This is a genomic window from Luteimonas yindakuii, assembly GCF_004803715.2.
In the GTDB taxonomy this organism is placed as follows: Bacteria; Pseudomonadota; Gammaproteobacteria; order Xanthomonadales; family Xanthomonadaceae; genus Luteimonas; species Luteimonas yindakuii.
Genome location: NZ_CP039383.2, coordinates 2223197 through 2243427 on the forward strand (window position 1 = coordinate 2223197; position 20231 = coordinate 2243427).

The 20231-nt window shown below is 64.5% G+C and carries 16 protein-coding genes and 2 tRNA genes; 7 read left to right on the top strand and 11 right to left on the bottom strand.

Annotation, left to right across the window (positions count from 1 at the left end; translation table 11 throughout):
• Positions 1–30: 30 nt before the first annotated feature.
• The 6 genes from cyoB to E5843_RS10285 are packed head-to-tail and all read left to right on the top strand — an operon-like array spanning position 31 to position 5701.
• Positions 31–2010 (top strand): cytochrome o ubiquinol oxidase subunit I, encoded by a 1980-nt coding sequence (gene cyoB / locus E5843_RS10260; protein ID WP_208542802.1) that lies wholly within the window; start codon positions 31–33, stop codon positions 2008–2010.
• Positions 2003–2632 (top strand): cytochrome o ubiquinol oxidase subunit III, encoded by a 630-nt coding sequence (gene cyoC, locus E5843_RS10265; protein WP_136412579.1) that lies wholly within the window; start codon positions 2003–2005, stop codon positions 2630–2632. Before cyoB ends, cyoC begins: the two co-directional genes overlap by 8 nt.
• A complete protein-coding gene (cyoD, locus tag E5843_RS10270) occupies positions 2629–3045 on the top strand; it encodes a cytochrome o ubiquinol oxidase subunit IV (RefSeq protein ID WP_136412580.1) in 417 nt (138 codons plus the stop codon). Before cyoC ends, cyoD begins: the two co-directional genes overlap by 4 nt.
• Positions 3042–3845 carry an SURF1 family protein gene (locus tag E5843_RS10275; RefSeq protein WP_136412581.1) on the top strand — a complete coding sequence of 268 codons (804 nt, stop codon included), beginning with the start codon at positions 3042–3044 and terminating at the stop codon, positions 3843–3845. Before cyoD ends, E5843_RS10275 begins: the two co-directional genes overlap by 4 nt.
• The gene (locus E5843_RS10280; RefSeq protein WP_141065973.1) at positions 3820–5169 is read left to right on the top strand and encodes an ATP-binding protein; all 1350 of its coding nucleotides are present in this window, start codon (positions 3820–3822) and stop codon (positions 5167–5169) included. Before E5843_RS10275 ends, E5843_RS10280 begins: the two co-directional genes overlap by 26 nt.
• Positions 5159–5701, top strand: coding sequence for a response regulator transcription factor (locus E5843_RS10285; RefSeq protein WP_134673867.1), 543 nt, complete (start codon positions 5159–5161; stop codon positions 5699–5701). Before E5843_RS10280 ends, E5843_RS10285 begins: the two co-directional genes overlap by 11 nt.
• Positions 5702–5768: 67 nt before the next feature.
• On the opposite strand, the gene E5843_RS10290 is transcribed toward E5843_RS10285, so the two are convergent.
• From E5843_RS10290 to uvrB, 3 genes are all read right to left on the bottom strand, one after another.
• Positions 5769–6698 (bottom strand): oxygenase MpaB family protein, encoded by a 930-nt coding sequence (locus E5843_RS10290; RefSeq protein ID WP_136412583.1) that lies wholly within the window; start codon positions 6696–6698, stop codon positions 5769–5771.
• 154 nt (positions 6699–6852) lie between these two features.
• Positions 6853–6927: transfer RNA gene (locus E5843_RS10295), tRNA-Val, on the bottom strand.
• A 66-nt stretch (positions 6928–6993) separates the two neighbouring features.
• On the bottom strand, positions 6994–9036 hold the full coding sequence (gene uvrB / locus E5843_RS10300) for an excinuclease ABC subunit UvrB (protein WP_136412584.1): 2043 nt from the start codon (positions 9034–9036) through the stop codon (positions 6994–6996).
• A gap of 55 nt (positions 9037–9091) precedes the next feature.
• Here uvrB and E5843_RS10305 point away from each other — a divergent pair, with 55 nt between their 5' ends.
• Positions 9092–9739, top strand: a complete 648-nt coding sequence (locus E5843_RS10305) for a GspH/FimT family pseudopilin (RefSeq protein WP_141065974.1) — start codon at positions 9092–9094, stop codon at positions 9737–9739.
• Between the two features lie 197 nt (positions 9740–9936).
• Here the strand turns inward: E5843_RS10305 and E5843_RS10310 are convergent.
• The 8 genes from E5843_RS10310 to ppnN all read right to left on the bottom strand — a co-directional run bounded on the left by E5843_RS10310 (position 9937) and on the right by ppnN (position 20179).
• A tRNA-Asn gene (locus tag E5843_RS10310) sits at positions 9937–10013 on the bottom strand.
• A 57-nt stretch (positions 10014–10070) separates the two neighbouring features.
• On the bottom strand, positions 10071–10505 hold the full coding sequence (locus E5843_RS10315; RefSeq protein WP_136412585.1) for a type IV pilin protein: 435 nt from the start codon (positions 10503–10505) through the stop codon (positions 10071–10073).
• Positions 10502–15751 carry a PilC/PilY family type IV pilus protein gene (locus E5843_RS10320; protein ID WP_141065975.1) on the bottom strand — a complete coding sequence of 1750 codons (5250 nt, stop codon included), beginning with the start codon at positions 15749–15751 and terminating at the stop codon, positions 10502–10504. The genes E5843_RS10315 and E5843_RS10320 overlap by 4 nt, the downstream gene beginning before the upstream one ends.
• 23 nt (positions 15752–15774) lie before the next feature.
• A complete protein-coding gene (locus E5843_RS10325) occupies positions 15775–16236 on the bottom strand; it encodes a pilus assembly PilX family protein (protein WP_136412587.1) in 462 nt (153 codons plus the stop codon).
• Positions 16237–16247: 11 nt separating this feature from the next.
• Complete coding sequence (locus tag E5843_RS10330) at positions 16248–17495, bottom strand: PilW family protein (protein WP_244240767.1); 1248 nt, start codon at positions 17493–17495, stop codon at positions 16248–16250.
• Positions 17492–17968 (bottom strand): type IV pilus modification protein PilV, encoded by a 477-nt coding sequence (gene pilV, locus E5843_RS10335; RefSeq protein WP_166815982.1) that lies wholly within the window; start codon positions 17966–17968, stop codon positions 17492–17494. Before pilV ends, E5843_RS10330 begins: the two co-directional genes overlap by 4 nt.
• Complete coding sequence (locus tag E5843_RS14410) at positions 17965–18498, bottom strand: GspH/FimT family pseudopilin (RefSeq protein ID WP_136412589.1); 534 nt, start codon at positions 18496–18498, stop codon at positions 17965–17967. Before E5843_RS14410 ends, pilV begins: the two co-directional genes overlap by 4 nt.
• A gap of 298 nt (positions 18499–18796) precedes the next feature.
• Entirely contained in the window at positions 18797–20179 is a 1383-nt protein-coding gene (ppnN, locus tag E5843_RS10345) for a nucleotide 5'-monophosphate nucleosidase PpnN (protein ID WP_136412590.1), read from the bottom strand.
• Between the last annotated feature and the right edge of the window lie 52 nt (positions 20180–20231).

The window sequence follows — 20231 nt, forward strand, 5'->3', positions numbered from 1 at the left end:
TCCCCTGAACACGGCTTGCCCAATTCCCCCATCTTCGGTCGCATGACGTGGGAGTCGATTCCCATGCTGCACGACCCCATCGTCATGGCGGCGTTCGTCGGCACCGCCGTCGCCGGCATCGCGCTGCTCGCGGTCATCACCAAGTACCGCCTGTGGGGCACCTTGTGGAAGGACTGGTTCTGCACCATCGACCACAAGAAGATCGGCATCATGTACATGATGCTGGGCCTGGTGATGCTGCTGCGCGGCTTCGCCGATGCCCTGATGATGCGCCTGCAGCAGGCGATGGCCTTCGGTGACAACCTCGGCTACCTGCCCCCGCACCACTACGACCAGATCTTTACCGCCCACGGCGTGATCATGATCTTCTTCGTGGCGATGCCGATGGTCACCGGCCTGATGAACTACCTCGTGCCGCTGCAGATCGGCGCGCGCGATGTGGCCTTCCCGTTCCTCAACAACTTCTCGTTCTGGATGACCACCGCCGGCGCGATGCTGGTGATGGTGTCGCTGTTCCTGGGCGAGTTCGCCGCCACCGGCTGGCTGGCCTATCCGCCGCTGTCGGGCATCGGCTTCAGTCCCGGCGTTGGCGTGGACTACTACCTGTGGGCGTTGCAGATCGCGGGCGTAGGCACATTGCTGTCCGGCGTGAACCTGCTGGCGACCATCATCAAGATGCGCGCGCCCGGCATGGACATGATGAAGATGCCGGTGTTCACCTGGACCTCGCTGTGCACCAACGTGCTCATCGTGGTGTCGTTCCCGGTGCTCACCGCGGTCCTGGGCATGCTCACGCTGGACCGCTACCTCGGCACCAACTTCTTTACGTCCGACCTTGGCGGCAACGCCATGATGTACGTGAACCTGATCTGGATCTGGGGCCACCCGGAGGTCTACATCCTGATCCTGCCGCTGTTCGGCGTGTTCTCCGAGATCGTGTCGACCTACTCCGGCAAGCGCCTGTTCGGCTACTCGTCGATGGTCTACGCGACGGTCTGCATCACCGTGCTGTCGTACCTGGTGTGGCTGCACCACTTCTTCACCATGGGGTCGGGTGCGAGCGTCAACTCGTTCTTCGGCATCACCACGATGATCATCTCGATCCCGACGGGCGCGAAGATCTTCAACTGGTTGTTCACCATGTACCGCGGCCGCATCCGCTTCGAAGTGCCGATGCTGTGGACGATCGGCTTCATGGTGACGTTCGTGGTCGGCGGCATGACCGGCGTGCTGCTGGCGGTGCCGCCGGCGGACTTCGTGCTGCACAACTCGCTGTTCCTGGTGGCGCACTTCCACAACGTGATCATCGGCGGCGTGGTGTTCGGCCTGTTCGCGGCGATGACCCACTGGTTCCCGAAGGCGTTCGGTTTCAAGCTCGACGACTTCTGGGGCAAGCTGTCGTTCTGGTTCTGGCTGTCGGGCTACTGGGTCGCGTTCACCCCGATCTACATCCTCGGCCTGATGGGCGTGACCCGTCGCCTGAGCCACTTCGAGGATCCGTCGTACCAGATCTGGTTCCAGATCGCGCTGGTCGGCGCGGTGCTCATCGCCATCGGCATCGCCGCGTTCCTGATCTGCATCTACGTCAGCTTCCGCAAGCGCGATCAGCTGCGCGACGTCACCGGCGATCCGTGGGACGGCCGCACGCTGGAGTGGTCGACCTCGTCGCCGCCGCCGGACTACAACTTCGCGTTCACCCCGGTGGTGCATGACAACGACGCGTGGACCGACATGAAGGCGCGTGGCTTCAAGCGCCCGACCAGCGGCTTCACCCCGATCCACATGCCGAGGAACACCCCCGCCGGGGTGGTGCTGTCGCTGCTGGCCACGGCGTGCGGATTCGGCCTGATCTGGCACATGTGGTGGCTGGTGATCGCAAGCTTCGTCGGGCTGGTGGCCTATGCGGTCTGGCACAGCTTCAACTACGACCGCGACTACTACATTCCCGCCGACGAGGTCGCGGCGACCGAGCTGGCCCGCACCGAACAACTGAAGAACGTCCATGTCTGAATCCATCGCCCTGACCCGTGAGGACGGCTCGCCGGTCTTCCTCGACACCGGCAACAAGCACCACCCCGAGAACGGGACGCTGCTGGGTTTCTGGATCTACCTGCTCAGCGACCTGATGATCTTCGGCGCGCTGTTCGCCACCTACGGCGTGCTCGGCCGCTCCTACGCGGCCGGCCCGTCCGGTGCCGACCTGTTCGACCTCAAGCTGATCGCCATCAACACCGCGCTGCTGCTGGTGTCGTCGATCACCTACGGCTTCGCGATGATCTCGATGCAGCGCCGGCACGTGAAGGGCGTGATCGGCTGGCTGGCCGCCACCGGCCTGCTCGGCGTCGGCTTCCTCGCCATCGAGCTGTACGAGTTCTGGCACCTGATCTCGCTCGGCGCCGGCCCGCAACGCAGCGCGTTCCTGTCGTCGTTCTTCGCGCTCGTCGGCACCCACGGCCTGCACGTGCTGTTCGGCGTGATCTGGCTGGTGACGCTGTGCGTGCAGGTGAACAAGCACGGCCTGACCCGGGCCAATACCCGCCGCGTCGCCTGCCTGTCGTTGTTCTGGCATTTCCTCGACGTCGTCTGGATCGGCGTCTTCACCTTCGTCTACCTGATGGGAGTCCTGCCATGAGTGGCAAGAGCGGACACGCTGGAAGCGACCACGGCACCCTGGACCCGCCCGAGAACCACCTCGAGGACGGCATCCCCCACGTCACCGCCAGGGAGTACCTCACCGGCTTCGTGCTGGCGGTGATCCTCACCGCGATCCCGTTCTGGCTGGTGATGGGCGACGTGCTGCAGAACACCGCCGTCACCACCCTGGTGCTGCTGGGCTTCGCCGCGGTGCAGGTGGTGGTGCACATGATCTACTTCCTGCACATGAACCCGAAGTCCGAGGGCGGCTGGAACCTGCTGGCACTGATCTTCACCCTGGTGCTGCTGGTGATCGTGCTCGCGGGTTCGTTGTGGGTGATGCACCACCTCAACACCAACATGATGCCGGGGCCGCACGACATGGAAGAGATGCTGCGGAACCTGCAATGACCCCGCACCCGGCCGCCCCTGCCGCATCCGCGCGGCCGCGGCGGCCGGTGCTGCGCATCGTCTTCGCCGCCGCCCTCGTGGCGGCGTTCTGCTGTTTCATGGCGCTGGGCATCTGGCAGACGCAACGCATCGGCTGGAAGGATGCATTGATCGCCCGCGTCGAAGCGCGGCTGCATGCAGAGCCTGTGGACCCGCCCGCGCCTGCGCGCTGGAGTTCGATTACTGCCGAGGACGACGAATACCGCCGCGTGCGCCTGCGCGGCGAGTGGCTCGACGTCGCGCCCGCACGCACGCAGGCGGTGACCGAACTCGGTGCCGGCTGGTGGCTGCTGTCGCCCCTGCAGACAGGCTCCGGCGAGATCGTGCTGGTCAACCGCGGCTTCGTCCCCAGTGGTGCCGAACCGGTCGCGCTGCCGTCGGGACCCGCCGAAGTCGTGGGACTGCTTCGACTGCCGGAAGTAGGCGGCGGCTTCCTCCGCAACAACGATCCGGCCGCGGACCGCTGGCATTCGCGCGATGTCGGTGCGATCGCCGCCTCGCGCGGCCTGCCCGCCGGGCGCGTCGCCCCGTACTTCATCGATGCCGCGCACGATCCGGCGCGCGCCGGATGGCCGCGTGGCGGCCTCACCGTGGTGAAGTTCCGCGACCACCACCTGCAGTACGCACTGACCTGGTTCGGCATGGCGCTACTGACCCTCGTCGCGGGCGCCTGCCTGATCGTGCTGGAGCGCCGTTTCCGGCACCATCGCGGGCTGTCGTCCGAGGAGGCCTCCAATGACCAACCGCGTGTGGAACGGTGACGCGGTCGCGGACCTCCTGCCCCGCCCCACCGGCCTGACTGGCACCCCCGACCACGCCGGGCTGCGCAGCATGCAGCAGCTGATCCAGTTGCGCTGGATCGCCACCGTCGGCCAGGTCGCCGCCATCCTGGTCGTGCATTACGCGTACGGGATCACGCTGCCGCTGCAGGCGATGTTCGCGGTGCTCGGCGTGCTGGTGGTGTTCAACCTGCTGAGCCTGGCGTGGTGGCACGGCCGCAGCCGGATCACCGGCGTGGCGCTGCTGGTCGCCTTGCTGGTGGACGTGGCGTCGCTGACCGCGCAGCTCCATCTGAGCGGCGGCCTCAGCAACCCGTTCCTGTTCCTGTACCTGTTGCAGGTGGCGCTGGGCGCCGTGTTGCTGCGCTCGCCCTACACCTGGCTGGTGGCCGCCGCGACGGCGCTGGGCGTGGTGCTGCTGGTGATGTTTCCCGGGCCCACGCGAGTACCGGTGGATCCCGCCGACGGCCTCGCCGACCCGTACGTGCAGGGGCTGCTGGTGTGCTTCCTGCTGATGGCCGCACTGCTGGTGGTGTTCGTCGCCCGCATCGAGCGCATCCTGCGCGAGCGTGCGGCACGCCTGGCCGCGCTGCGCCAGCGCGCTGTCGAGGAAGAGCACATCGTCCGCATGGGCCTGCTGGCCACCGGCGCCGCCCACGAACTCGGCACCCCGCTGTCCACGCTGGCGGTGATCCTGCGCGACTGGCAACACCTGCCGCTGTTCGCCGCGGATCCGGAACTGCGCGAGGACGTGGCGGAAATGGAAGCGCAGGTGCTGCGATGCAAGGCCATCGTCACCAACATCCTGCTGTCGGCCGGCGAGATGCGCGGCGAGGCGCCACGCGAGACCACCCTGCACGCCTTCCTCGACGACCTGGCGGCGGAATGGCGAAGCTCGCGCCCGGTGCGCCGCTTCGAGTACCGCAACGGTTGCGAGCAGGATCCGCCGCTGGTCTCGGACCCGGGCCTGCGGCAGATGGTGTTCAACGTGCTCGACAACGCGCTCGAGGCTTCCCCGCAGCATGTCGCGCTCGACGTTGCCTGCCGCGACAGCGACCTGGTGATCGAGATCGCCGATTCCGGCGGTGGATTCGACGCCGCCATCCTCGAGCGCCTCGGGACACCCTACAACTCCAGCAAGGGTGAGCCCGGCCGCGGACTCGGCCTGTTCCTGTCGGTCAACGTGGCCCGTACACTCGGTGGGCGGCTGTCCGCCCGCAATCGTCCGCAGGGCGGCGCCGTGGTGACGATGGTGCTGCCGCTTTCGGCGCTGGCCCTCGAGGAACAGGACACCGATGACGAATGAAGCCCCGCGCAAGCTGCTGATCGTCGAGGACGACGCAGCATTCGCCCGCACCCTCACGCGTTCCTTCCAGCGTCGCGGCTACACCGTGCGCACCGCCGCCAGCCTCGACGACGTGCCGGGCGCGCTGCAGGAATTCGAGCCCACCCATGCGGTCGTCGACCTCAAGCTCGCCAACGGCAGCTCCGGCCTGGCCTGCGTGCAGGCGCTGCACGCGCACGACCCGGAGATGCTGATCGTGGTGTTGACCGGCTATGCCAGCATCGCCACCGCCGTCGAGGCGATCAAGCTCGGCGCCTGCCATTACCTGGCCAAGCCGTCGAACACCGACGATATCGAGGCGGCGTTCGACCGCGCACAGGGCACCGTCGACGTGGAGCTGACCGCACGCAAGTCGTCGATCAAGACGCTGGAGTGGGAACACATCCACAAGACCCTCGCCGAGACCGACTTCAACATCTCCGAAGCCGCGCGCCGGCTCGGGCTGCACCGTCGCACCCTTGCACGCAAGCTGGAGAAGCAGCGGGTCAAGTGAGGCACTGCAACCCGTCCCCCGCTTACCGGGGACGGTGGCCCGCAGGACCGGATGAGGGCCTTCTGCGTCAATCGATCCCGCGGAAGTCGCGCAGCACCTCCGCTGGCACGCCCACGCGACGACACGCGCGCGGCGCCACCCCATCCGGCAACGCCATGCGGAACAGCGGCGCCGCCGCGCGCAACGCGCGGGCGCAGGCGCGATGGCGCGCCCGTTGCAACGGCCCGATCTCCAGCAGGGACTCCGCCCACGGCGGCAGCAACGCCGCACCAGCACCGAGGAACAGCTCGCGCGACAGCGTGGCCCCCGGCACCGGCAGGCGCACGTCGCGCAGCACCCCGAGCACCTCGCGAGAGCGCGTGTCGTACCGCAGTTCCGGCCGCACGCGGGCGAAGAACGCCAGGACCTGCGCGCCGTCCGCCGGCACCTCGCGCGCGCCCAGCGCCTCGGCCACGCGCCGGGTCTCGTCGTAATAGCGATCCTCGAAGCCGGGGGGACCCGGCAGACCCGCATACGCGCGGAAGCCCTGCAGGAAGGCATAGGCCTCGGTGACATGGACCCACGCCAGCAATTCCGGGTCGTCGGCCGCGTACGCCACGCCATCGGCAGTCACGCCCCGCACGCGGGTGTGGATCGCGGACACGCGGCGGATCAACGGCTGTGCCTGTGCGGTGCCGGCGTAGGTGGTGCCGGCGACGAATGCCGTCGTGCGCCGCAACCGGCCGACGAGGTCGTTGCGGAAATCGGAATGGTCCCAGACGCCCGCCAGCGCGCGTGGATGCAGCGCCTGCAGCATCAGCGCGCACAGCCCGCCGGCGAGCATGCCGGGGAAGTCCGCATGCACGCGCCAGGTCACCGACCCGGGGCCGAACAGCCCGGGATCGCCCGGCGGATTGTCGTAGTCGATGCCGCTCTGTCCGCGCGGGAATACCCCCAGCACCCAGCGCCGGATGGCGGCAGCGGCAGGTGCGGCAAGCGGAAGCGACGGACGGGGCATGGGCCGATCCTAGCCGTGGGTGGCTGCCGTCGGCCGTGATCGCACGGAGGGCACCGCGTTCGCGGAGCCGCGAGGTGGATCAATGGCCCTGAAACCGAAAAACCCCGGCTTTCGCCAGGGTTTCGTCCAAAAACAACCTGCAACCTTTTGTTTTTGGTGGGCGGTACAGGGTTCGAACCTGTGACCCCTACCATGTCAAGGTAGTGCTCTACCGCTGAGCTAACCGCCCGATGCCTCGCCATCCGGCAAGGCCGCGAATTCTAGCCCGCGCCAGCGCAGCCGGCAAGCGGAATCGTCATCGCGCGGCGGCGGCTCCTCCCAGCGTGGCTTCCTTCAGTCGCCTGATCTGGTCGCGCACCTGCGCCGCGTCCTCGAACTCCAGGTCGCGTGCGTGCTGGTACATCTTCTGCTCGAGCTCGCGCAGCTTCGCCGCCGCCTGCGAGGCATCCAGGCGTGCGTAATCCTCGCCCTGCTCGGCCACCTTGCGACCTCGGCCCCGCCCTTTCTTCTCCAGCGCGGAATCGGCACGCGCGCCTTCCATGACGTCCATGATCGCGCGCTGCACCGACTTCGGGGTGATGCCATGCGCCTCGTTGTATTCGACCTGCTTCTGGCGACGGCGGTCGGTTTCGTCCAGCGCGGCCTGCATCGACCGCGTCACCCTGTCCGCGTACAGGATCGCCTTGCCCCGCAGGTTTCGCGCGGCACGGCCGATGGTCTGGATCAGCGAGCCCGCCGAACGCAGGAAGCCCTCCTTGTCGGCATCGAGGATGGCGACCAGCGAAACCTCGGGCATATCCAGGCCTTCGCGCAGCAGGTTGATGCCGACCAGCACGTCGAACAGCCCCAGGCGCAGGTCGCGGATGATCTCCACGCGCTCGACGGTGTCGATATCGGAATGCAGGTAGCGCACGCGCACGCCGTGCTCGCCGAGGTACTCGGTGAGGTTCTCGGCCATGCGCTTGGTCAGCGTGGTGATGAGGACCCGGTCGCCCATCGCGACACGCAGGTTGATCTCGCCGAGCACGTCGTCGACCTGGGTCGCGACGGGCCGGATCTCCACTTCCGGGTCGATGAGGCCGGTCGGGCGCACCACCAGCTCGACCACCTCGCCTTCCGATTTCTCCAGTTCGTACTTGCCGGGCGTGGCGGACACGAAGATCATCCGCGGCGCGCGCTCCTCCCACTCCTCGAAGCGCAGCGGCCGGTTGTCCAATGCCGATGGCAGACGGAAGCCGAAGTCGACCAGGGTCTCCTTGCGCGCGCGGTCACCGCGATACATGCCGCCGATCTGCGGCACGGTAACGTGCGATTCGTCGAGCACCAGCAGCGCATCCGGCGGCAGGTAGTCGAACAGCGTCGGCGGCGGTTCGCCCGGGCCGCGCCGGGTCATGTGCCGCGAATAGTTCTCGATGCCATTGCAGTAGCCCACCTCGGCCATCATCTCGAGATCGAACTGGGTGCGCTGCGCCAGGCGCTGCGCCTCGACGAGCTTGTTCTGCGCGTACAGCTCCTCCAGGCGCTCCTTGAGTTCGACCTTGATCGACTCGACCGCGGTCAGCACGCTCTCGCGCGTGCTGGCGTAGTGGGTCTTCGGGTACACGGTGAAGCGCGGGATTTTCCGCTGCACCTCGCCGGTCAGCGGATCGAACAGGCTGAGGTTCTCGATCTCGCCGTCGAACAGCTCGATGCGCAGCGCCTCCATCTCCGATTCCGCCGGGTGCACGTCGATCACTTCGCCGCGCACCCGATAGCTGCCGCGGCGCAGCTCGGTGTCGTTGCGGGTGTACTGCAGCTCGGTGAGGTGCCGGATCAGCGCGCGCTGCTCGATGCGCTCGCCGCGCGCCAGGATCAGCCGAAGCTTGAGGTAGTCCTCCGGGTCGCCGAGGCCGTAGATCGCCGACACCGTGGCCACGATCAACGCGTCCGGGCGCGACAGCAGCGCCTTGGTCGCCGAGAGCCGCATCTGCTCGATGTGCTCGTTGATCGAACTGTCCTTCTCGATGAAGGTGTCCGACGACGGCACGTAGGCCTCGGGCTGGTAGTAATCGTAGTAACTGACGAAGTACTCGACCGCGTTGTGCGGGAAGAACGACTTGAACTCGCCGTACAGCTGCGCCGCCAGCGTCTTGTTCGGCGCCATCACCAGCGTAGGCTTCTGCACCGCCTGGATCACGTTCGCGATCGTGTAGGTCTTGCCCGAGCCGGTCACGCCGAGCAGCGTCTGCCGCGCCAGCCCGGACTGGAAGCCATCGATCAGACGCGCAATCGCCTGCGGCTGATCACCAGCCGGCGAATACGGGGAGACCAGCTTGAAGGGTTCGCGGCTTGAGCTCATCGGGGGGGCGAGATCAGCGGAAACGGCCAGTTTAGTCCCCGCGCCCGGTGCGGACGTGACCGTGCCCGGAATGCCGGCAATGCGCGGCCACTTTTCCTACACCACATCACGCCGGCTGCCGATAGTCCATGCGCTCCCCTCACCACATCCTCCCCGCTCGACATGCGGCATGGAGGCCGGTGCGATGAAGCGCAGCAATGCGGGCGTGACCCTGATCGAAATGATGACCGTGCTGACGGTCCTCGCCGTTTCCCTGACCATCGGCCTGCCGGCCTTCGCCGACACTCTGACCCGGTTGCGTGTGCAGACCGCCATGCACCGCATCACTGCCGACCTCGCCGCAGCCCGCAGCACCGCCATCGCACGCCGCAGCCAACTGGTGGTCTGCCCACGCGACGCCGACCATCGCTGCCGCAACGACTCGGACTGGACCCAGGGCTGGATGTTCTTCCTCGACCCCGACGGCAACCGCCAGCCGGACGACACAGCGGACATCCTCGGCAGTCGCGAAGCCATGCCCCGCGGCCTGACCGTCACTACCACCCGCCGCTACCTGCGCTACCAGCACGACGGTCGCAGCGCCCACAGCAACCAGACCGTGCGGCTCTGCGCAGGCAGCGAGCTGGCCGGCACCGTCGTCGTCAACAACCTGGGCCGCGTGCGCAGCGCACGGCCTCCAAAGGCAACGGCGTGCCCGCAGTGATCCGCTGCGCAGGAACGCAGCAGCGGCAGCCGGACACGAGAACCGTCCGCATGCCGGCTCGCAGGCCTGAAGACGCACAAGCGCCCAGAACACCCAGTAGGACGGGCGGGGATCGGCGAGTGCCAGCCATCGGTCCTCGCATGCGCCGATGCCCCAAACGCGAAAGGCCGCGGAGATCCGCGGCCTTTCACATCATCTGGCGCCCGAAGTTGGACTCGAACCAACGACCCCCTGATTAACAGTCAAGTGCTCTAACCGGCTGAGCTATTCGGGCGGGGACGCGTATTGTAGTGGCTACGCAATGCCGGTCAAGCACCTAGGCCGGCTTAGATCAGTCCGATGGCGGGCCGACGATCCCGAACCCGCACTCCGCAGACTCCCCTCTTTCGTGGAAGCGCGCTCCAGTCGACAGCAGAGCCAGCGCACCGCACCGATCGGCAGCCTGCGCTGCGACGGGAGTGGCTGTCGCCGTATAGGTCCTCCCGCCATCGGCGATATCCAGCGCGACCGCATAAAACGAGGTCCCCGTACGGGGTGATCTATCGAATCCGGCAGGCAAGGAAAACCCGCTGTAGGTGCTGTTTACGGTCCGATAGCGTTCCGCGAGTTGGCCGACTTCCACCAGATCCGCTTTCGCCTGTCCCCTGCGACCTTTCCGCACCGAATCTTGGTAGGAGGGCAGTGCGATGGAGGCCAAGATCGCGATCACCGCAACCACCACCATCAACTCGATGAGTGTGAATCCCTTCGAACTTGGTCGCCTCATTTCAGTTGCCTCCACGACTGACGACCGCAGGGCCGCGGCAGCACAAAGCCGCCTGGATAGATGACCACCGAGCACTCTTCGAATGTGGGGCAGTCGACACCGGGGGTGCAATGCGCGCTGGTGATCTCCTTGAGCGTGTCGATGTTGCCAAGACCCATTGACGTGACCGGCGGGCGGGCACGGCTAGGATCCTCGGATCCAGGGCCGCCATCGTTGTTGTCGATCGACACTGCGCCGACGGCACAATCCGCCCCGGTGCAGATGGCGTTCCCGCCAGGCAATGTGCCGATATTGGAAAGCCCTCCTGCTCCTGACAAAAGATCCAGCCCGTAGACGAAATTCAGCCCACCCGGGTTGCAACTGTCTTCCATCGGTGTGTACGTGGTGAAGAACACCCGACCACTCTGGATCAACGGTGTTCCGATGAATCGCTCGCCCACGCCCCGGTAGCTAGGCGCGGCGGCGGTGCCTACGTTCACTGCCAGATCGATATACCAGCCGCGACGCGCTCCTCCTCCGAAATAACTGACCATATTGCGGCTCAGGCTTCGTATCAGCTGACCGTCTGTGGACGTGCTCTCACCCGTGATGGCCTGTCGTTCGAGCGCACCCCGCCCGCCGCTCACCGCAGTGCCATTATCGAAAATCCCGTAAAGCGAATGCACATCCGGGGTGGGCGGAACCGTATTATCGACGGTGAACACATAGCGCCCGGTGCCGAAATACACCATGACACCCGTACCGGGGCCGGCCGCGACCCGGATACCGCCGGTGATGGGCTGACGGATACTGTCCTTTTCCGCCACGAACAATGGCGTGCCGCTGTTGGCTACCGCCCAGTCCCAATCGTTTGACGAGCCCAGGTCGAACTTCCAGATGTTGCCCTGCAGATCGCCGCCATACACCGTATCGACGCGGCCATTGCCATTCTTGTCGATCGCCGTGACTTGGGCCATGCCATTGTACGGAGCTTCGCTGCGCGCGCAGAGAGAAGGCGCAACCCCACCGAAGAACCGGCAGATCCAGTTTTCCAGTGGCGTCCCCGGTGCCGTGGCGGGATTGCCATCATTCGCTGTGATCTTCCGAATGAGCTCGCCGGTGAAAGCGTCGAGGATATACAGGGACGGGTCGCTGTTGATGCCCCCGTAGCCATTGCCGACCACCACGCCCCAACTACCGTTCTCCAGCGGAACAATCATGGGCTTGCCGAAGATGTGCCCGATGTCGTAGTCAATCGTGCTGTTGCGCTCCCAGAGCACGTCGCCGGTACCAAATGACTGGGGGTTGGTGACGTCAAGTACGAACAGTGATCGACCACCCGCGCCGGTTGTTCCGGCCAGCAGGGTCTTCCATCCACTGCTGTGCCTTGCGTCGCTGACCGCGATCTGACCGTCCACGTAGTAGCGGTGGTTGTAGAGATCGTCAGGAAGCGGCAGTTCACCAAGACCGCCCAGCACACCGTGCGGGATGTAGGCGAACAATTCGTTGCCCGCGCTCGGCCCGGCACATGCCTGCTCCGGGTCGGCTGCACACGGCTGCGTCTTGGCATTGAACGCATGCAACATGCCATCGTTCGCGCCTACGAATACCGTGGACCTGTCAGCGGTCCGCTTGGCTGTCAGATACTCGGTGTAGTCCGCGAACATCGCATCCGAATAAAGGGAGTAGCCATAGTTCGCGCGCGGCGAGACCGCGACCGGCTCGGAGTTGATGATGCTGCCAAGCACATGGCTACGGTTACGCAGCGTGCCGCCACGTCCGTTCTCCCTGGACTGGTCTCCTTCAAGGTAGGAAATGATCTGATCGGAATTGTAGTTGGCACCGTAACGGGTGGCGACCTGTGCTGGATTGATCCCGAGACGACGCAACCTGTCGTCATTGTTACCCGGCAGCTCGCGCAGTCGACTCACCGTCTTCGAGGTACTTGTCAGGGTGTGTGTAGTGAAGATGTGGCTGCCACGCGTCGCATAACCCGGGATTCCCGCCTGTGCGTTCCACAGCGTCGAACCCAATGTGCCGTCCGCCCTGAATGAGATCGCTGTCAGATTACCCGTCCAGTCCTTGGCTTCACGATTGCGCTGGAAAGAGGGAACCAACGTGAATGACGAGGCGCCAATGCGCGCACCGCTGATGTTGGAGCTGCCCGCCGGCGGGCTCGCATTTTGCGCGCTGTCGAACGCCTTCGACAGCTGGGCTCTGAGATTTAGTGGGTTGGACACGAGGAAATAGTTCTCAGGTTCCCCATCGGAGCCCACGGCGACTCTGCCCGGCGTTCCATACTTCGCGGCATACCACAGGGGGTCGCGAAGCTGCTGACCGATGCCGGCCGAACCAACCGTGAACACGCGGCTTGACTCGAAGTCCAGACCTTGGCTACAAGGCGCACTCCCAGTCTGCCCGACGCATTCGCCGGCCCATCGGATGGGCGTTGTCATCGATGGTGTATTGAGTCCATACACCGAAGTGGACTTCTGCGAATCGGTATCACGCACCTCAAGATAGACGCCATCCTTTGTCGTTCCTGAAATCACATAACCGATGTTCTGGTTTGCCGAACCAGCAGCATACTCGGACCTCAACTTCACCGTGACGCTGTTAGTGCCTGCGGAGATCTCGTAACGCACGATCGCGTCCATGTCGTGATCGTTGCCTTGCTCGACGTCCTCGTAGTTGATGCGGAATACAGCGTGCGCACGCCCCTGATTCACCGTCGCCTGGAGCGGTTGTCCGGGGAAATTCGAAATACTTTCAACGAAGAAATCTACGATCGTATTGGTCGGCTTACGCGCGTTCTCACCGAATGTACCGCTCACGGTCTGCGCGAACGGCAGCAACTCCACCGTCCTGTCGCCAACGGGAATCAGCATACGCGGCAGTGGCGATGCCAGCGCTACCGAGTAGGTGGTGAGATACGGAGCGTTGGATAGACTGTTCAGGCGCCTGGAGGCCGCGTACCGCGCCACAGACGCAGAATAGTACGTACCTTCTTTGCTCGGCTCTTCCGGTGCCAGGCCTCGAATATTTCCGAAGCTGGACGCGGATTTGGCCGTCGGCGCCCAGTCGGTGTTTGCCCCCACCTGCCCAATGAATACGTTGCGCGAGCCGCCGCCGAACTCATCGGTCCAGATCGCCTGCCCCAGGCTGGCCGCATTGAAATCACCAAGGGTGGAGTCCGACGCCACGGTTTCGAACGCACTTCCAGGTAGATTGCCGTCATAACTGGGGTTGATATCACTGATCACGGTCATGACCGGCCGCGAGCAGCTTGCGTAACCTCCACCGCCGTTTTGCACGGACTTGTACGGGTCCTTCCACGCTGGCTCGGGCAGCGCGAGGTGATCATCCTCTTGCTTGCCGTAGGTGTTTGCCGTACTGATGAACGTCGCAGTTGGCTCAGAAGCACCGGCGAAATACCTGACCGCCTCGAACATCATTTCCGCGATGGGGTTACCCCACATACGGCACTCACCATTCGCGAGCGTGCGACCACCCTGTGAGACGCAGTTTCCACCCAAATTGTTTTCACGGTTGGCCCAATTCCAGTTCTTCTGACTGGAAGTGTTGTCACCGCCACCCGCGTAACCACCGCCAATCATCCGCAGGCGGTCGATGCTCTTGACGATGCCATTAACGTCGGTTCGGAACACGCCGGTCGATGCGTCGATCTCGTTGGCGAAATTATCGATGTTCCTACGCAACACACCGCCCTGCAGGTTGTTGCGCTGAGTGCCCGTCACGAGACCGAAGTACATCCGCTGGTTCTCGCCATACTCGTGCAGAATCCCGGTGGGCTTGTGGGACCCGGAAGGATACGTCTTGCACGAAGCATCACGCAGCGATTCCGTTGCAGGGCAGGCCTGCACCCTGACGAACCGATCACTGTCGAAGGAGCCGCCGGATTCTTTGACCAGTGAGTACACACTACGCTGCAGATCGAAGACCCCGCCCGAGCTGGAGCCGGGAACCACCGTCCAGTCCCCCCAGTTGTTGCTGTTGCCAGGAGCCGTCTGGTACCGCAGCACATAGTTGTCCGCGCCTGTGCCCTCCTCATGGCGGAACTTGATTGTGTAGGTCTGCCCACCTACCAGCGAAAGGATGCCGGTGTTATTGCTATCGCAATTGCAACGCCCGCCGGCCCCATATTTCCCAGCAGTTGCGACCACGACTCCGTTGGAATGCCGAATTTCGAAATCGACCGCGTCATCACCGTCAACTGAGATACGATATTGAGCTGTCCCGTTGGGGATCCGGATCCTGCCGGTGATGACCGTCATGTAATTGTCATTCTGCCCCGAGGCACCGCAGTTGCTACCGCATTCGATATTGGACGGCTTGTCCTGTCGCAACAGGTTGTCCGCGACTCCCCATGTGGTCTCGAGAGCGTCGAACTCGGCTCTATTCGACGGGTGCCCGGGATGGGCCGTGGTCGACCCGGTCACGCACAACGTGCCCTGCGTGCCGCAGCGATTGCCGGCAACCGGCCCCTCCATCGCCACCCAGTTCCAGATACGATGGGTGGTGTCTCGGAGAACCCGGAAGCGCGGTGCGTCGTAATTCGGGAATGAAGCAAAGTTTCCGGAGAACGTGGTTACGGCAAAGAGGTGGTACCGACCCTGGGCCGGCAGGCTGCCAATCGCGGTGTACTTGCGAATATCGTAGCCATCGCGAGCAATGCTCTGGTATTCCTTGCCCCAGCTGTGTGCATCCTGCGGGAAGAATGCGCCCTGCAACACCGTCTGCTCAGCCGTGTCAGTACGGCGCCAACCGCCATAAAGGACCCGTCGGAGCACGTCCATGCGGGACATGGTGGCGTAATTGAGGAAATCGCCGCTCCAGTTTCCATTGCAGGTTTTATCGTCGGTATGTCTCGCGGGAACGAACTTGTCGCCATCCCAGTCGTAGCAAACGTAGGAGTTGAAATATCCGTAATAGTCGATCTTGAACTTGGAACCCTCGGCCGGCACCGGATTCTTGCGCTCCCACCCCCGATAGCCAACGTCGACGATGCCATCCGCGTCGAGATCCGAAGCATCGTTGTACGCCTCGTAATAGATCTTGTGGTCCTTGCCCATGACCAGCATGTTCAAAGGTGGCACGGTATCCCGAATGTACAGCGGCACCTGGGAAATGGCAGGTGGGTTACCTGCAAAGAAAACCGTATCCGATTGGACCCCCGCGCTGCGCAGTGTCAACACCAGCGCGGCTGCAATGATCAGGCCGGAGCGAATGAGGAAAGTGGACGTCATTGTCTTGGTGTCCTTGGCGCCGATCAGGGAATAAAGACGGTGTCGACCACCGCTTCGGAACTGGCAAACAGGCCATCGCGGTCCTGTGCGAAGGAGGTGACCTGGTAGATCTGGTCGGTCCGCTCCGACTCGTCGCTGGGGTAATCCATGCCTCCCCACGAAAAACAAAGATCCAGCCGCCGCACGTGCGATGTATTGGAGTTCCATGCAGTCGCATCGTGGGATGCGGTGCAGTTCGTGGCGGCAATCTGGGTATCAGGCACCAGCCCTGCGGTCACCTCGGACTTCAATGCGCTTTCGGTATTCCTGGCAACGCCCTCGGCATTCTGGAACGCCATACTGCTTGCCTGGTAGTTGGCTGACATGCGTTCCTGCAGCCCCGCCACCTGCAACGCAACGATGCCGATCAGTGCCAGCAGGATCAGCAGGATCAGCGAAACATAGAGCGCAGCGCCGCGCTGATTCGGAGAGAAAGAGTTGCGCATGTGATGGGTGCTCAATTACCGAAAAGCCGGTTGCGCAATGCAACCGAGTCTTCGTAGACGGTGCGGTAGAAGCGATCACCAGGCGGAGTTACCCGGACGCCCACGATGGAAAGCGGCGCAACGCCCGTGTTATCGCTGGTGCTGCGTTGATCCACTGCTGCGGGTTCAGCACTACGCGCGACAAGGCCGACCTGGACCAGACCGACCCGCCTCCAGACATCGGCGTTGGCCACAGGGGAACCGCCGGTGAAAATGGGCGCCGAGGCGACGTGGCTGCGACCGATGTTTCCGGTGGGGCGGGCGAGCAGTCCGATCTCGCTGTCGACGCCGTACTGCAGCTGCATCGATTCGATGCCCTCCACGAGTTCCTCGTTGGCCGTCGTCAACGCGCCGATGCCGTTGAGGCCGAAGCGGGTGCGGTAGAGCGATGGAACACCCTGCTCGTTGACTCCCACGTAATAGACCAGGCTCTCGGCCCGGTACAGCATGGCTTGGCCGGTGACGAATGGCTGGTCGGTCAGGCTGCGCTGGCTGACACCCCCGGTCGCGACGGTAATCGTGCCGGTGTCCAGATCGCCTGCGGCTTCGAACACGGCGGCAGTCATGCAGTCGCCGATTCCTAGGAGACGCGGGCTGGTGACACCTTCGGTGAGCCGCGCAAGGTGCCCTGTATTGAATTGAATGGTGGCCGGAACGCCCGGAGTAAACGAAGTCACCTGTGCGCCTGCAGGCGCGAAATGCCGAAGGATCAGCACATCGCTTCCGCTGACCGGGCGAATCATCGCGGCCCGGACATCGGCCGGCAGTGCGGGAGTCCAACTGCTCCCATCCGGTGCCACCGCCGGAGTCGCCGCCAAGGTCAGGGTTTGACCCGACGCCGTGCCGTTCGCATCAAATCCCTGCACCATCTGGTCGAACCTGAGGGCAGATACCCCCACTGCACCGAAATTTCCATTGAATTGATCGGCGGCGCTGAGAAAGGTTGACACCAGGGCAGGGCGTGAGGGCGTGATGTTCTCCGGCAGGAATCGAGCCTGATCGTTGACACAGCCCATGTGACCGGCCACCCGCAGGTCGCGCTGCAACATGTCCATTGCGAAACGGCCGTTTTCCTGGGCACGTGCAAGACCCGAGGAGAGCTGATACGCCGTTCTCGATGCCGAGAACACCTGGACCAGGCCCATCACCAACAGCGTGCCGATCAGCAATGCAACCATCAATTCAATGAGCGAGACACCGCCCTGGCGTATCCGGCTCACAGAATGCTCTCCAGTTCGACGCGTCCGGCCTGATCAAGTGTCGGCAACCCGTCTTCTTCCCACGTGACCACCACCGTCGCCGTGGCGCCATTGAACGCAACCGTACCGCCTGCGCCCGGACCCAACGTTTCCACCACTTCACATATCCACCGGGTGCGGTTCTGGTTGACGCCGACCGCGTCCGGCGAGCCACATCCACTGGTCGCATCCACAGCCTGGAAGTCGTTGGCGGCTACCGTGTATGCCCCTGCCTGGCTACGGTTGCTGCGCATCATGTCCAGCATCGAACCCGCCAGATTGACGGCCTTGGTGCGTTGATCGGCACTCTTGGTGTAGCGCAAGTTCATGGTCTGCAGCAATGCAAGGCCGAGCAGGCCCACGGCCAGCACGACTAGCGCGATCAATACCTCGATGAGGGAGAAACCCTGTTCGGCCGCACGACCACCGCGACGCACACTTCCGAGCGGCTTCATTCGCATACTCCTTTCACCGTCTTGATCTGCCCTGCCAGCGTCATGCTGACCACCCGCACGTTTTCACTTCCCTGCGGACAATCCTCGGGCTGCACAGTGATCTGGACCGGCGAGGCCGCAGCAAGTGGACGGCCGCGCTGATCGAAACCGATTGCGTTGGCCATGCTTCCGGCCGTCGTGGCGCTCAGCTGCATCTGGCGATGCCCGTCGATGAAGCGCACCACCTCATCCACACCGGAGTTGAACTGTCCGGCATTGCCTCCCGGCCGATCAACCCATACCAGCCAGCCGTCGTCCCAAGTTCCGCTGCAGCTCAGGCCGTCATCGCTGGCGCACAAGCCCGCCCCGATAGTGCTTCTGGTTGCCTCACTGCGCACCAGCGACAGGCTCGCCAGGAGTTCGTTGGTCGTGGTGGCCAGGCGATTGCTCCGAAAAGACGCACGAAAACTCGGCAGCGCGATGGCTGCAAGGATTGCCACGATGGCAATCGTGACCATCAGCTCCACCAGCGTGAAACCCCTGTTGCGCATTACGCGCTCCCCTTGCCCGCATGGGCCCCCGGGTAGCCTAGCGGCGCGGTCGCCGGTCGCAAGCGGGGTGGGGATGAGCGGTCGGAATGGGGGGATGGGCGTCCGGAACAGGTGCGGGCGCGGGTTCAAGGCGTATGCCGCCTATGGGCTTGGACCAGTCGCCCCTCCCGGGGGTCTGCCCTCACCCGCCCCTTCGGGGCCCCCTCTCCCGCTGGCGGGAGAGGGGTTCAACAAGAACGACGTCGTCTTTCACCGGCAGACGGGTCTCTATAGCCCGGCTGGTGGCAGGGAATGCCTGTCAGACCACCACCTCGTAGCACGGCCGGTACTGGCCGGAGATCTTCATCCGGCGCTGGGCGACGAACGCCTGCAGAAGCGCATCGAGCGCCTGCATGAAGTCGGGGTCGCCGTGGATCTGGAACGGGCCGTGCTCCTCCACCCGGCGCATGCCGTCTTCCTTGACGTTGCCCGCGACGATGCCGGAGAACGCACGGCGCAGGTCGGCAGCGAGTTCGTGCGGCTTGCGGCCGCGGTGCAGGTTCAAGGACGCCATCGCCTCGTGGGTGGGCACGAACGGCTGCTGGAATTCCAGCGGGATCGTCATCGACCAGTTGAAGTAGAACGAATCCTTGTGCTCGATGCGATGCGAGCGCACGCGCTTGATGCCGGCGGCCATGCGACGCGCGACCTGCGCGGGATCGGCAACGATGATCTCGTAGCGCGATGTCGCCGCGTCGCCCAGCGTCAGGCGCAGGAACTGGTCGATCTGCTCGAAATACGGCGCCGACGCGGTCGGGCCGGTGAGGATCAGCGGGAACGGCACGTCCGCGTTCTCCTCGCGCATCAGCAGCCCCAGGAGATAGAGGATCTCCTCCGCGGTGCCCACGCCGCCGGGAAACACGATGATGCCGTGGCCGAGCCGGACGAACGATTCGAGGCGCTTCTCGATGTCCGGCATGATCACCAGGTGGTTGACGATCGGGTTCGGCGACTCCGCGGCGATGATGCCGGGCTCGGTGATGCCGATGTAGCGCGACTCGGTGCGGCGCTGCTTGGCATGCGCCACGTTGGCGCCCTTCATCGGCGCCTTCATCGCACCGGGGCCGCAGCCCGTGCAGATGTCCATGCCGCGCAGGCCGAGCTCGTAACCGACCAGTTTGGCGTACTCGTACTCGTCGCGATTGATCGAGTGGCCGCCCCAGCACACGACCAGGTTCGGGTCCGCCGGCTGCAGCAGGCGCGCGTTGCGCAGCAGGCCGAAGATCTCGTTGGTGATGCCTTCCGAATCCTGTTGCTCCTCTGCGCAATCGTCGAACTCGATCGCGCGATACGCGAGGTCGCGCACCACCGCGAACAGCAGTTCGGCGACGCCGCGGATGATCTCGCCATCGACGAAGGCCATCGCCGGCGCATCGATGAGCTCGATGCGTACGCCCCGGTCCTGCTGCAGCACCTGGATGTCGAATCCGGGATACAGCTCCTGCGCAGCGCGCGGGTCGTCACTGGCGCTGCCACTGGTCAGCACCGCCAGCGCGCAGCGACGCAGCAGGTCGTGCAGCCCGCCGCTCGAGGCATCCTTCAGCCGCGCGACCTCCTCGCGCGACAGCACGTCCAGGCTGCCGCTGGGATAGATCCGCGCATTCACCACCGGCATCGTCGATGCCTCGTTCCGTTCTGCCATGTCTCTCTTCTTGTCGTTTCGTCGTGTCAGCCGGCGAACTGTAGCGCAGCCC

Excerpts from the sequence above, each read along its gene's own strand:
- cyoC (WP_136412579.1), top strand. The coding sequence starts at position 2,003 with ATGTCTGAATCCATCGCCCTGACCCGTGAGGACGGCTCGCCGGTCTTC.
- cyoD (WP_136412580.1), top strand. The coding sequence starts at position 2,629 with ATGAGTGGCAAGAGCGGACACGCTGGAAGCGACCACGGCACCCTGGAC.
- E5843_RS10275 (WP_136412581.1), top strand. The coding sequence starts at position 3,042 with ATGACCCCGCACCCGGCCGCCCCTGCCGCATCCGCGCGGCCGCGGCGG.
- E5843_RS10280 (WP_141065973.1), top strand. The coding sequence starts at position 3,820 with ATGACCAACCGCGTGTGGAACGGTGACGCGGTCGCGGACCTCCTGCCC.
- E5843_RS10285 (WP_134673867.1), top strand. The coding sequence starts at position 5,159 with ATGACGAATGAAGCCCCGCGCAAGCTGCTGATCGTCGAGGACGACGCA.
- E5843_RS10290 (WP_136412583.1), bottom strand. The coding sequence starts at position 6,698 with ATGCCCCGTCCGTCGCTTCCGCTTGCCGCACCTGCCGCTGCCGCCATC.
- uvrB (WP_136412584.1), bottom strand. The coding sequence starts at position 9,036 with ATGAGCTCAAGCCGCGAACCCTTCAAGCTGGTCTCCCCGTATTCGCCG.
- E5843_RS10315 (WP_136412585.1), bottom strand. The coding sequence starts at position 10,505 with ATGAGGCGACCAAGTTCGAAGGGATTCACACTCATCGAGTTGATGGTG.
- E5843_RS10320 (WP_141065975.1), bottom strand. The coding sequence starts at position 15,751 with ATGACGTCCACTTTCCTCATTCGCTCCGGCCTGATCATTGCAGCCGCG.
- E5843_RS10325 (WP_136412587.1), bottom strand. The coding sequence starts at position 16,236 with ATGCGCAACTCTTTCTCTCCGAATCAGCGCGGCGCTGCGCTCTATGTT.
- pilV (WP_166815982.1), bottom strand. The coding sequence starts at position 17,968 with ATGAAGCCGCTCGGAAGTGTGCGTCGCGGTGGTCGTGCGGCCGAACAG.
- E5843_RS14410 (WP_136412589.1), bottom strand. The coding sequence starts at position 18,498 with ATGCGCAACAGGGGTTTCACGCTGGTGGAGCTGATGGTCACGATTGCC.
- ppnN (WP_136412590.1), bottom strand. The coding sequence starts at position 20,179 with ATGGCAGAACGGAACGAGGCATCGACGATGCCGGTGGTGAATGCGCGG.